Below are 12252 nucleotides of genomic sequence, written 5' to 3' on the forward strand. Positions count from 1 at the left end.
TGGGTACGGAATCCCTGCACCAATTTGAGTGCAGGGATTTTTCTATTCTGGGTAATACTACTTATTTTCTTTTGCCTCGTCTACCTTTTCTGCAGCTTCTTCTTTGTCTTCCTTGTCGGGCTTAGGCAGGTTTGTCCGGTTGCTTAAGCTATTGTCAAGCTGTAAGGTGACAAACATGGGAAAATGATCGGAGCCACAGGACGGCATCCGTTCGATATGGACCAGGCGGAAGTGCTGCGACACAAATATATGGTCGAGGGGCCACCGCATAAAAAAGTAATGGGCGTGAAAGGTGTTGAACAGCCCCCGCCCTACGCGGGGATCGAGCAGGCCGCTGATGCGCTGAAAAAGACGGGTTGTGTGCGACCAGGCAACGTCGTTCAGGTCCCCCGCCACAATAACGGGCTCATTCAGTCGACGAGCTTCACGTCCTACCAGCACCAGTTCCGCATCCCGTTCCGTCGACCGGTTATGCTCCGTAGGACTGGGCGGCTCCGGATGAACCCCGAAGAAATGGATGTTCTGCCCATTTTCCAGAACGAGCTGGGCGTGAATAGAAGGCACTTCGTCCTCAATCAGAAACCGAATTTTCGGATCACGCACCGGTACCCTCGAATACAACAACATGCCATAGGTATTATCCAGGGGGTGCAGGAGTCGGTACGGGTAGTTAGGCTCCAGAGCGTTAAGCTTCTGCCGCCAGGTCTCATCCGCTTCCAGGATCAGAATAATATCCGGGTTTTGCCGCTGGGCCAACTGGAGTACCTCATTATACCGGTTGTTTTCCATCAGGATGTTGGCAATCAACAGACTGATCTCTGCCAGCTTCCCTCCTTCTGCTTCTTCATTCACTGTCCGTAGGGGTGGTACCTGTACAGCATGCAAGCGGGTATAGGGAAAAATAAGCCATAGCTGATATATGATTGATGCCACCAGGAATACAGGCACTAGCCAGTTGGGCCAGTTATATTGGTGAACCCAGATAAACCACCCGCCCAATCCCAGTACCGCCAGTACGATTAGCTGAAGATGGGGAAAATCCCACATCCGGATCCACCAATAATCAATTCGCAGCAGGTTAATAAACGAAGCTGTCACTATAAACAGACTATAACATAAAAACACCACTTCTAAGGTTTCCATAAATAGCAGTAAAACGGGGAGTGTAGGTCAACTGCCGAATAATCATAAACGACAAGGAAATAAAGTCTGAAATTAACAATTATAGGGGGATACCCGTTATAGGTAAGGTGGAGAAGCCGGATAATTCTACTAAATGACTTAGTCAGAATGCCCAAACTGAGGAATGACGTTACCCGGATGTGGAAAATCTTCCTCAGTGCTAATTCCCAGAAATGAAAACACGGCCAGGCCTTGCGTGTTAAATAACTGAAAATCAGTAATTTTCATGCACAATCAAGACAGTAACAGGCATTGGTACGAATTTTTCTAAATAGTGAGTGTAATAAAAATTCACACTAAACAGTCAACAGGATGAGATCATTACCCGGACTTTTATTTGGGCTAGCCGCCGGTGCCGTGGTGGGCATTTTACTGGCACCTCGCAGCGGTCGCGAAACTCGTGAACGCATATCTACGGATGCTGACAATTTTTTCAGAGACCTGCAGGATCAGTTACAGACAGGTCTTGATAATATAAAGAGTCAGTATAATGAGGTGGTTGAAGCAAATGCTTCACGCTTTAAAGGCGATGCGGGCGGATCAGAGCCCCGGGTATAATGAAAACTAATCTATGTTGAACCTAAAATAACTCAATAGTATGCGAAGCACAAGAGATTTTCTGACCGGTTTATTAACAGGTGTTGCTGTAGGTGTTCTGACAGCGCCACGTAGTGGAAGAGAAACACGTAAAATGTTGTCGGAAGAAGCCGATAAGCGTTCCAAGGATCTGCAGGATCAGTGGAGCAAAGGGGTAGACCAGGTAAAGCAGGGCTACGACCAGGCAAAAGCGAAGGTAAACGACTTTGCTAACAAGAATTTGCACAAGGGTGATAGCGACATGGACGCTACTAAGTCTCAGTACAACCAGACGGTAGAGCACATGGCTGATAACGCTCACTCAGGCATCGAGTCAACCAGAGACTCAATCCGGGTTGACTAAGCTGTTACGCTAATCAATTAAAGCGATTTGATTTACTCAACGTTATTAAAAAACCCTGACCACATGTGGCCAGGGTTTTTTAATGGGGTTTTAACGGCTGTTTAAAGTTCATTTAATTAAAAGGTAAGACTTTTGTAGCGTCAAAACATTCAGCTACACGCTACTTATGAATTACCACCGTACTACCCAGAATAATTTCAGTTTAGTTTATCGGCTGATTGCTTTAGTTACCATGATGGGGCTGGCTTATTTTTCCCAGGCCTGACCAATCTTCGGATAGCTGGTGAGGGTCTCACCAACCTGAGCGGACTAGATACTTTTTAGCAGCCCACTCCTAAGTAATTTTACTAAGGAGACCGTTCAGTAAAATTTCATACATTTCATTTTTTCAATTTTATATATTACTTTTACAAACGAAAACAGTCATATTGAGGTTTTTTAGTGGCTAATGTGACTTTTTCAACCGCTTACGTCTAACCGATAAATTAAGTCAATTTTAACTAGGGGTTAACTTGGATTTAATAAGTAAGCGCGAAATTTGTATCAGAACAAACGGAGATACAGAGACACTTCTCCGAACTGAACCAGGTATTACTTAGTTAAGTATAAAGATCCTTTACAAAGGGAAGGTTGAACATCAAGATTGGTTGCCGCCAGGTAACACGTCTTGAAATGGTGTGGATAGAAGCGGAAAGCCGTCGGAGAGTCTCCGTCGGCTTTTTTGTTGGTCTCCTGCATCGTCTCCTTTCTTTAATCGGCTTTTAATCTTTGATTCATAGCGATTTAACCTGAGCCCAACATATTTACTGATTGGGAACCCAACCAACTACACACAGATACTCTCTTCTTTTCGGGTGTGGTATTCAGAACAGGAACTATCGTATGATTATTTATCCGGAATACTTACGCAGTAAATAGATATAGAAGTCGAGTTTTTTTTAATTTGCGACTACCAAGTAGTTTGCATATATGAAAATACTGGTTGTAGAAGACGAACCCAAACTGGCTTCTTTCGTGAAAAGAGGTCTGGAAGAACAATCCTGTGAGGTAGACGTTGCTTATGACGGTCAGATTGGACAAACCATGGCCCTGAGCAACAGCTACGACGTAATTGTGCTCGATGTAAATCTGCCGAAGATGAACGGCTTTGATCTGGCCCAGTCACTGCGGAAGAATCAGATCAAAACGCCAATCCTGATGCTGACCGCTCTTGGGTCAGTTGAAGACAAGCTGGAAGGATTTGAATCCGGAGCAGACGACTATCTGGTCAAGCCATTTGAATTCCGGGAGCTGATGGCCCGTTTGCGTGCGCTGTATAAACGGGGTCAGGATACCGGCGTAAAAGCGAATGTATTGAAAGTAGCGGATCTGGAGCTGGACCTGAACGAAAAAGTTGCCCGACGGGGCGGCAAACGCATTGAACTGACGGCCAAAGAGTTTGGCTTGCTCGAGTATCTGATGCGGAATCGGGGCCGTGTAGTATCGCGGATCGATATTGCCGAAAAAGTCTGGGATATTCATTTTGACACAGGGACCAATGTTATCGACGTCTACGTCAATTTTCTTCGCAAGAAGGTTGATAAAGACTTTCCCGCCCGACTTATCCATACGGTGATCGGCATGGGATACATGTTAAAAGAAGAATGACCATTCGGACTCGGTTAACTCTGTTGTTTTTGCTGCTGGTGGGTTCCATCATGCTGTTGTTCTCGGTCTCCATTTATTATATGTTCGACCAGTTCCGGGAAGCAGAGTTTTACCAGCGTCTGGAAAATAAAGCCTCCGACATTTTACGGGGGGGAGGAATAACCAATTCGAAATTGCTGGGTGGCACTCCTCAACTTTTTGAGGAGCAAATTGCGGTATATAACGCCAACGGAGAATTCATTTTTCGTAATGGTAGTGCCAAACCCTTCATTTCCGGCGAACTTCTTCAGCAGGTAAAAACAACAGGTCGGGTCAAGTTCAGGGAAAACAGCATTGAATCGCTTGGCCTTCGCTTTCTGGAGAAGAACCACAAACCAATGCTTGTTTTTATTTCCGGCTACGATCGCTACGGATTCTCCAAATTACAACGTCTCCAGCAAATCCTTCTGTTTGGATGGCTATGCAGCCTGATTATTGTGGGTATTGCCGGCTGGGTGTTTGCTACAGATACCCTTCGGCCTATTTCCCTGCTTATTGATCAGGTAAACGCTATTTCAGCAACCAGTATTCATAAAAGGCTTCAGATCAGTGCCCAACGAGACGAATTATCTAAATTAGCCAATACCTTTAATAGTATGCTTAGTCGGCTCGAAGAAGCCTTTATCTCTCAAAAAAGTTTTGTTTCCCACGCGTCCCATGAGCTCCGTACCCCCCTTACCGTAATGATGGGACAGATTGAAGTTACGCTGATGCAGTCCCGGACGGAAGCGGAGTATGAAACCACCCTCCTGGCCGTTCTTGATGAGGTGAAACGCATGAATAACCTGGTAAGTGGCCTCCTGGAATTGGCCAGGGTCAACGCCGATACATCTACCCTCCCCTTTAAAGCGGTTCGTATAGACGAGTTGCTATGGCAGGCTAGGGGTAACCTGCTCCAGAAGTCGCCCAATTACCAGATTCAAATTGACTTTAACAATTTACCCGACCGGGAAGAGGATCTTACCATTCTGGCCGAAGAATCCCTGTTACAGACAGCTTTTCAAAATCTAATGGAAAATGGCTGCAAGTATTCTGCCAATGAAAGTGTGCTGGTCCAGATCTCCTTTTCCCCCGGACAAATTCAGTTAAAGTTTATTGATAACGGATACGGCATTCCGGAATCAGATCTTCCGCACGTGTTTAATCCATTCTACCGGTCCGACGAAACGATTGGTATAGAGGGACACGGCATTGGCTTAGCGCTTACTCACCGGATTATTGCCATTCACCAGGGGCACATCCGGATTGAATCCGAAAAAGCCAAAGGCACTACCATTTTTATAACATTTGACCTTCAGGAATCCGGTAACAAAGAAGAAAACCAGTATTCAGGTCAATCTACCAAGGCGCTTACCTGATTCATACGAAAGTACTTACCTCTTGTTACAAAAATAAAGTCCGGCCAAGCGGCCGGACTTTATTTTTCCTCAGTCTCAATTAATCTGCAAAAACTCAACTCCTCTCAACCTTAGTACAACTCAACCTCTAACCAAACATCTTGCGCTCTCAACCGTCCTGCTATTTGCTTATTTACTACAATAACTCGACCAGTTTAAATTTTGTTTAACTTTTCCTCAACATTTTTAAACAAAGAGGGGGCAGAAATTTTCTACCCCCTCCAAAATCATAATCCACGAAGCTCACCTCAGAACTCCACGGCTGTCTTAAACTCGGATGTCAAATGGAATTTTATATCCGGGTTGTTGTCACGATTCATGCGCAGAACCCAGTCCGAATCTGCCAGAAAAACCGGGTTCTGATCTTTATCATAGGCAATCTGCATGCCTTTTAACCGGATAAATTCGTTTAATTTTTTCTTATCATCCGAGGTAATCCAGCAGGCCCGGCTGATGTTCATCGGTACCCAACGGCATTTAGCACCGTACTCATGTTCCAGCCGGTATTGAATCACATCGAACTGGAGATCTCCCACCGTACCGACAATCTTCCGGTTACCCAGTGATAGGGTAAACAACTGAGCAACGCCCTCGTCGGTCAACTGCTGAATGCCCTTATCCAGTTGCTTGGCCTTCATGGGGTCGGTATTGATCAGTTCCTTAAAAATTTCGGGAGAGAAACTCGGGATGCCCTGAAACTGAAGGTCCTCCCCTTCCGTCAGGGTATCCCCAATTTTGAACGTACCGGTATCGTACAATCCCACTACATCGCCGGGGAAGCCTTCGTCCACTACACTTTTGCTGTCGGCCATGAAGCTGAATGGACTGGCAAACCGCACATCTTTATCGAGCCTGGTGTGGTGGTAGAACTTGTTGCGCTCGAACTTACCGGAGCAAATCCGCAGAAACGCAATCCGGTCGCGGTGACGCGGGTCAAGGTTAGCGTGTATCTTGAAGATAAAGCCGCTGAAATTCTTCTCATCCGGATTAACCACCCGCTTATCCGTGGGGCGGCTAATGGGCTCCGGCGAAATCTGGCAGAAGGTATCCAGCAGTTCCTTCACGCCGAAGTTGTTGACGGCACTCCCAAAGAAAACCGGTGCCACATGACCTTCGCGGTAGGCTTTCGGATCAAACGGATCGTACACGCCCTCAATGAGTTCTACATCTTCGCGGAGTTGGGCCGCATCGCGGGACCCTACTTTCTCGTCGAGCAGCGTCCCGTCCAGATCAATCGGCAGCACATCGTCTTCGACCTTGGTTTTGTTGACTTTAAAGAAATAGAGTTTCTTTTCGTACATGCTATACACGCCCTTAAAGTCAGAACCCATGTTGACAGGCCAGGTTAGCGGCCGTACCCGAATGTTCAGCTTTTCTTCCAGTTCATCGAGCAGATCGAATGGGTTTTTTCCTTCACGGTCGAGCTTGTTGACGAAGATGATCACCGGGGTGTCGCGCATCCGGCAGACCTCCATCAGCCGCTCGGTCTGCTCCTCCACCCCTTTTACGCAGTCGATCACCAGAATAACGCTGTCGACAGCCGTGAGTGTCCGGTACGTATCCTCCGCAAAATCTTTGTGACCGGGCGTGTCCAGAATATTAATCTTCAGGTCATTGTAGTGAAAGGTCATCACCGAGGTAGCCACTGAAATACCCCGCTGCTTTTCGATCTCCATAAAGTCGGAGGTTGCCGACTTTTTGATTTTGTTGGATTTTACGGCACCGGCGGTCTGGATAGCTCCGCCAAACAGCAGCAATTTTTCCGTCAGCGTGGTTTTTCCGGCATCCGGGTGGCTGATGATAGCGAACGTCCGGCGCAGACCAATTTCCTCATGTATGCTCATTTTGTATTTTTCTCAGAACTAAAGCCTAAATTTACGAAATTTTCAGCATTTCACCGACGAGTCGATGCCGTAGCCGCTGCTTCCAGCGCGCTATTGATCTTTATTTTGATCCCATAGTCTTTCCCCTCGGACACATCGATAACGCTGATTTTCTCCTGTTGGGTTCCGGTCCAGACCACCGCCTTCTCCTGCTGCACGGGATGACCATATCGTGCCGTAAAATACTGCTTCAGATCGTTCGTATAGTCGGTCACCGACTGCCGGGTATTCAGGTAAAGATCAACGTCAATGGCCAATACTTTTTGGTCTTTCTGGTGATAGAGCATATCAACCGACTCCATATTCGGGAACTCCAGGGAATACCCCAGGTGACTGGCGTCACTTTCAAACAGCTTTGCCTCTTCGGTATTTTTTACGATAGCCAGCGAGTCACCGAGGCTGATACCTCGCCAGTGCCCTTCGCCCGTGAGCCCTAACGACTGCAGGCGTTCGCTAATTGGGGTGTCAGACGCACCGCCGGCTGATGTCGCAGCCGATTCAGTTGTGGTATCTGCTTTCTGATTATCGCGGCAGCCATGGCCGCTCAGGAGGAAGGAAACAGAAACGATAAAAGCTAAAACTTTTTTCATATACAAATGGGCCACCTGATTACCAGCAGACCGCTCGGAAAATTAAAAATCCTGCAAAGATACGGTACATATAGGCAGGCCCGTAATCAGGTTTATATTTCCTGGAGGATATTCACAAAAAAACCGGTCTGCCCTTGTCGGTTTATGGAGAAGCTGAACCGCCCGACCAAGTTGTAGAACGTCACTACATCCAGGCTGACACCGGTACCCAACAGCCAGGTATTTGCCAGCCGGCTCTCGTACTGCCGGGCCACCGTACTACCCACGTAGCCAGCATCGGCAAAGACATTAATATACGCAGCCAGAGGCAGGGTACTGAACTGACGAACCGGCACCCATTTGAGTTGCTTACGAACGGTAAAGAGCTGGTATTTCAGGTTGTTGCGCCACAAAGTGTATTGCTGACCGTCCACAACGTAAAGTTCGTACCCCCGTGCAAAGTTATCCAGCGTACCAAGCCCGCGCAGGTTGAAATAAGGCTGCCGCTCGGGCCAGGAATACTTGGCCCGAACTCCGCTGTTGGCGTAAAACCGGCCACCCAGCAGCCAGAAACGCGTGAAGCTACCAAGCAATTCTGTCTGGTGGATATCGTCATTGGGCAGTACGCCCATCTGAGTAGCGATCAAGCGAAGCCACGTTCCCTGAAGTGGGTACGCAACTGCATCGCGCCGGTCATAGGTATATACGTATGAAAGCTGGAGGTACCGCTGGCGGGTACGGCCGTTCAGAAAATAGTCGGGATTGAGCCGGGCCACCGTATCGGCAATTGAATTCTGAAAGAAACGGGTATCGAGCTGGTGAAAATGGTAGAAGCCGTTCCGGCGGGTGAGTATGACGGCTGCGAAGGCACGCTCCCGCAGCAGGTTATTGCTACGAACATACAACCACTTATCGGCCGCCGAGCGGTAAGGTACGTCCCGGTTCGTGGCATAGCTGAAATCGATCCGGAGGCCGGTGCGCTGCGCCCGGTCGATATAAGGACGGGAATATGACAGAACCGTCCGGCGGGTGAACCCAAACTCCAGAATCAGGGCTAGCCGGTCGCCCACACCCGTTACATTTCGGTAGCTTAACCGGCCCCCGTAAATGGTCCGGCGCAGGTCACGGCCGCGTTCGTACCACCACTCGTTAAAATTCCGGTCAGCCAGATCAAAGGTCGGAAGGGCGAACAGATACCACCGCTCCTTCATGTTCACCTCTATATCAACCAGTTGTATCCCGGCAGTAGTATCCACCACCGGTTTTGCCACCACATCAACGGTTATGAACAGATTGGTATTTGTTATTTTGCGCTGATCCCAGGCCAGTTTACCTGCCAGATCGCCCTGGCGCAGCGTATCACCGGACCGAACCGCCATTTCGCGCAGAATGATGCGATCGCGGGTACGAATATTTCCGTATAGATTAACCGATCGCACAACCACCAGCGTATCGCCAAAGTTTGGACCAGGCTTTATAACCGGCTGTACAGCTTGCAGGCAGGACCATAAAAGTGTAATCAGCAGCATTCAGAGCGGCTTCTACAAGCCGTTTTTCGGCAAATATAGCCGTTTGGCTGCAAACTACGGGTGAGTTTCCGAGCCAGCAGGGCTCTGAACGGCCGATGGAGCCCCTGTAGGCTGTACCGGATCGCCTTTTTCAGGCCGGGGCCGGCGATTCTTATTCCGACGTTTATTCGACCGAACCGGCTTGTCGCCACGGGGGAGAGCATCTCCCTGTGCGGGAGCCGCTTCACTGGTGAGCGATTTAGGGGCATGAGCCGATTGAACCGGCTGACCCGGCCGGCGTCCTTTTTTATTCCGTTGCTTGTCCCGGCTACCCCCACCCCGGTACAATTTCGGGTTAAATACAGGGGCGACACCCAAACCCAGTTCCTCGGTAATGGCCCGTTTTTCTACCTCATGCTCCAGCAGCCGCTCAATGCGCAGGATTCGGTCCTGATCCTGGTCACTGATAAAGGTAATAGCGGTACCGGTTGCTTCGGCCCGCGCCGTCCGGCCAATGCGGTGGATGTAATCCTCGGCATCGCGGGGGATGTCGAAATTAACGACGTGGGTCAGGTTATCGATATCGATTCCTCTGGACAGCACATCGGTCGCTACGAGAATCGGAAACTGTTTGTTTTTAAAATCCCGCAGCACCACTTCCCGATCTTCCTGGGCACTGTCGGACGAGATGCCGCGGGCACCGTAGCCTAACCGGACCAGATCCCGCACAATGGCATTTACGTTCGACTTCCGGGAGGTAAATAGCACCATACTCTGCACGCCCGCCGTCTGCTTCATCAGGTGGGCCAGCAGCGGCAGTTTCTGCCGGTCGAAGGCCAGGTAAAACTGCTGGTCGACGCGTTCGGCCGGTTTAGATACGGCCAACCGGATTTCGTCGGGCTCCTGCAGGATTCGCTTGGCAAACTCCCGGATCTTGTTAGGCATGGTGGCCGAGAACAGCAGGGTCTGCCGCTTGGCCGGCAATTGCCGCACAATATTCAGAATGTCATCGGAAAAGCCCATGTCGAGCATTTTGTCGGCTTCGTCCAGCACCAGGTAATCCAGTTTGTCGAAATTGACGTAGCCCATTTGCATATGGGCGATCAAACGGCCGGGCGTAGCAATAATAATGTCGGCACCGGTGGTGAGTGCCCGTCGTTGCTGGTCCCAGTTTTCGCTTTTACCGCCCCCGTAAATGGCAATACTGGTTGCCGACACAAAATAGGCGAAGCCTTCTACCTGATCGTCGATCTGTTTAGCCAGTTCACGGGTCGGTACCAGAATCAGCGTACTGGTATGGTCGTGGCTGGCATGAGAAATACGGTCCAACAGCGGAATCAGATAGGCGGCCGTTTTACCGGTGCCGGTCTGGGCACAGGCGATCAGGTCTTTACCCGCGAGAATTTTTGGAATGGCCTGCTCCTGAATAGGCGTAGCCTGTTTGTAGTTCATGGCCTCAACGCCCGACAGCAGGTCGTCGTGGAGGTTAAAGTCGTTGAATGTCAAGGTTCAGCGTTGAATGAATTGAGAAATGAGCTGACCTTGAATCCCCGGCCAGCAACCGCTTGAATGGTAACAAATATACATATTTCTGGATAAAAAGGTTCTTTACATCCTGCAACAGATTCCTTATCATTGTTTTTTTTCCCGCAAATCGCCCTTCACAAACTTCGACAACCTATGCAAAATGAAAAAATCCAGAAGCCGGTAACTGCCGGGCAGGCCGACAAGCCTCAGTTAAATTTCTGGCAAATCTGGAACATGAGTTTCGGCTTTCTGGGTATTCAGTACGGGTTTGGTCTGCAGCAGGCCAACATGAGTCCTATTTTCCGCTACCTGAATGCCGACGAAGCTGCCATTCCGGCCCTGTGGCTGGCGGGACCGGTTACCGGACTTATCATTCAGCCCATTATCGGGGCCATGAGTGACCGGACCTGGTCGCAGCGCTGGGGTCGCCGGAAACCCTACTTCCTGATCGGCGCAATCATCACCAGCCTGGCCCTGATTCTGATGCCAAATTCGTCGACGCTCTGGATGGCGGCCAGCATGATGTGGGTGCTGGATGCCGGCCTCAACATAACGATGGAGCCGTTCCGAGCATTTATCGGCGATAAACTCAACGTGCAGCAGCGCACGCTGGGGTTTGCCGTGCAGAGCTTCTTTGTCGGTTTCGGCCAGACACTCGCCAACCTGATGCCGTTTATCCTGCCCATCTTTGGCCTTACCATCGCAGCCGCCGGCACCAACAATATTCCTGATTTTGTAAAATACTCCTTTTATATCGGTGCGCTGGCTGTACTGGCCGCAGTTCTCTGGACGGTTTACACCACGAATGAATACCCTCCCGAAAACATGGCAGAATTTGAACGTCAGAAGAAGCAGGCTGGTGGAGTGTTGGGCGCGTTTACCGAGGTTGCCCACGCTCTGCGCGAGATGCCTACGACTATGCGGCAGTTGTGGTGGGTGAAGTTCTTTACGTGGTATGGCTTGCCGTTGATGTGGCAATACCTGTCGCTGGCCATTGCCCGGCACGCTTACGACGCCCCCAATGCCGACTCACCTGGTTTTGCCGAAGGTACCCGCTGGGGCAGTCTATGCTTCGCCCTATTCAACGTGGGCTGCTTTGGTATCTCGTTCTTCCTGCCCGCCATCGCTAAAGTAATCAGTCGCCGGGGCACCCACGCACTGTTCCTCTCCATTGGCGGTTTAGGCTTCCTGTCGATGCTGCTCTCCAACGACAAGAGTATCTTCGTGATTGGCATGACGCTGGTGGGCCTGGCCTGGGGTTCTATTATGTCTATGCCGTATGTAATGCTCTCGACTTCGGTGCCAAAAGAGCGCATGGGTGTGTATATGGGTATTTTCAACGGCTTTATTGTAGTGCCGCAGATCATTAACATGATTACCATTCCGTTTCTGTACGACAGTGTTTTGGGCAGTGATCCGCGTAATGCGCTGGTGTTATGCGGGATTTGTCTGTTCCTGGCGGCCGGGGCCTGCTTTTTTGTCAAAGAAACGGTACGGAGCGAGAAAGCCGCTTTCCCGACGGGTCCGGGGGGTAATTAACGAGTCGACTGCTGGTATAAA

General features: G+C 49.6%; 10 protein-coding genes. 5 read left to right on the forward strand and 5 right to left on the reverse strand.

The genetic code is table 11. The features are described from left to right. Positions 1–57: 57 nt before the first annotated feature. The gene (locus ABD949_RS24565; protein WP_345248001.1) at positions 58–1143 is read right to left on the reverse strand and encodes an endonuclease/exonuclease/phosphatase family protein; all 1086 of its coding nucleotides are present in this window, start codon (positions 1141–1143) and stop codon (positions 58–60) included. Between the two features lie 351 nt (positions 1144–1494). On the opposite strand from ABD949_RS24565, the gene ABD949_RS24570 reads away from it, so the two are divergent. The 4 genes from ABD949_RS24570 (at position 1495) to ABD949_RS24585 (ending at position 5166) form a co-directional block, all read left to right on the forward strand. Then, positions 1495–1740, forward strand: coding sequence for a YtxH domain-containing protein (locus tag ABD949_RS24570; RefSeq protein WP_345248003.1), 246 nt, complete (start codon positions 1495–1497; stop codon positions 1738–1740). Positions 1741–1780: 40 nt separating this feature from the next. Beyond that, a complete protein-coding gene (locus ABD949_RS24575; RefSeq protein ID WP_345248005.1) occupies positions 1781–2122 on the forward strand; it encodes a YtxH domain-containing protein in 342 nt (113 codons plus the stop codon). 969 nt (positions 2123–3091) lie between these two features. Continuing rightward, positions 3092–3769: a response regulator gene (locus ABD949_RS24580; protein WP_345248007.1), complete on the forward strand. Its 678-nt coding sequence runs from the start codon at positions 3092–3094 to the stop codon at positions 3767–3769. Continuing rightward, on the forward strand, positions 3766–5166 hold the full coding sequence (locus ABD949_RS24585) for a sensor histidine kinase (RefSeq protein WP_345248009.1): 1401 nt from the start codon (positions 3766–3768) through the stop codon (positions 5164–5166). Before ABD949_RS24580 ends, ABD949_RS24585 begins: the two co-directional genes overlap by 4 nt. A 287-nt stretch (positions 5167–5453) precedes the next feature. Here the strand turns inward: ABD949_RS24585 and ABD949_RS24590 are convergent, their stop codons facing one another. From ABD949_RS24590 to ABD949_RS24605, 4 genes are all read right to left on the reverse strand, one after another. Next, positions 5454–7049 (reverse strand): peptide chain release factor 3, encoded by a 1596-nt coding sequence (locus tag ABD949_RS24590; RefSeq protein ID WP_345248011.1) that lies wholly within the window; start codon positions 7047–7049, stop codon positions 5454–5456. Between the two features lie 50 nt (positions 7050–7099). Then, positions 7100–7678, reverse strand: coding sequence for a hypothetical protein (locus tag ABD949_RS24595; protein ID WP_345248013.1), 579 nt, complete (start codon positions 7676–7678; stop codon positions 7100–7102). Between the two features lie 92 nt (positions 7679–7770). Continuing rightward, the gene (locus ABD949_RS24600; protein WP_345248015.1) at positions 7771–9186 is read right to left on the reverse strand and encodes a BamA/TamA family outer membrane protein; all 1416 of its coding nucleotides are present in this window, start codon (positions 9184–9186) and stop codon (positions 7771–7773) included. A 54-nt stretch (positions 9187–9240) separates the two neighbouring features. Next, positions 9241–10671, reverse strand: coding sequence for a DEAD/DEAH box helicase (locus tag ABD949_RS24605; RefSeq protein WP_425576805.1), 1431 nt, complete (start codon positions 10669–10671; stop codon positions 9241–9243). Positions 10672–10845: 174 nt separating this feature from the next. On the opposite strand from ABD949_RS24605, the gene ABD949_RS24610 reads away from it, so the two are divergent. After that, positions 10846–12231, forward strand: a complete 1386-nt coding sequence (locus ABD949_RS24610) for an MFS transporter (RefSeq protein WP_345248017.1) — start codon at positions 10846–10848, stop codon at positions 12229–12231. Positions 12232–12252 lie beyond the last annotated feature (21 nt).

The sequence above is a fragment of the Nibrella saemangeumensis genome (assembly GCF_039541915.1).
In the GTDB taxonomy this organism is placed as follows: Bacteria; Bacteroidota; Bacteroidia; order Cytophagales; family Spirosomataceae; genus Nibrella; species Nibrella saemangeumensis.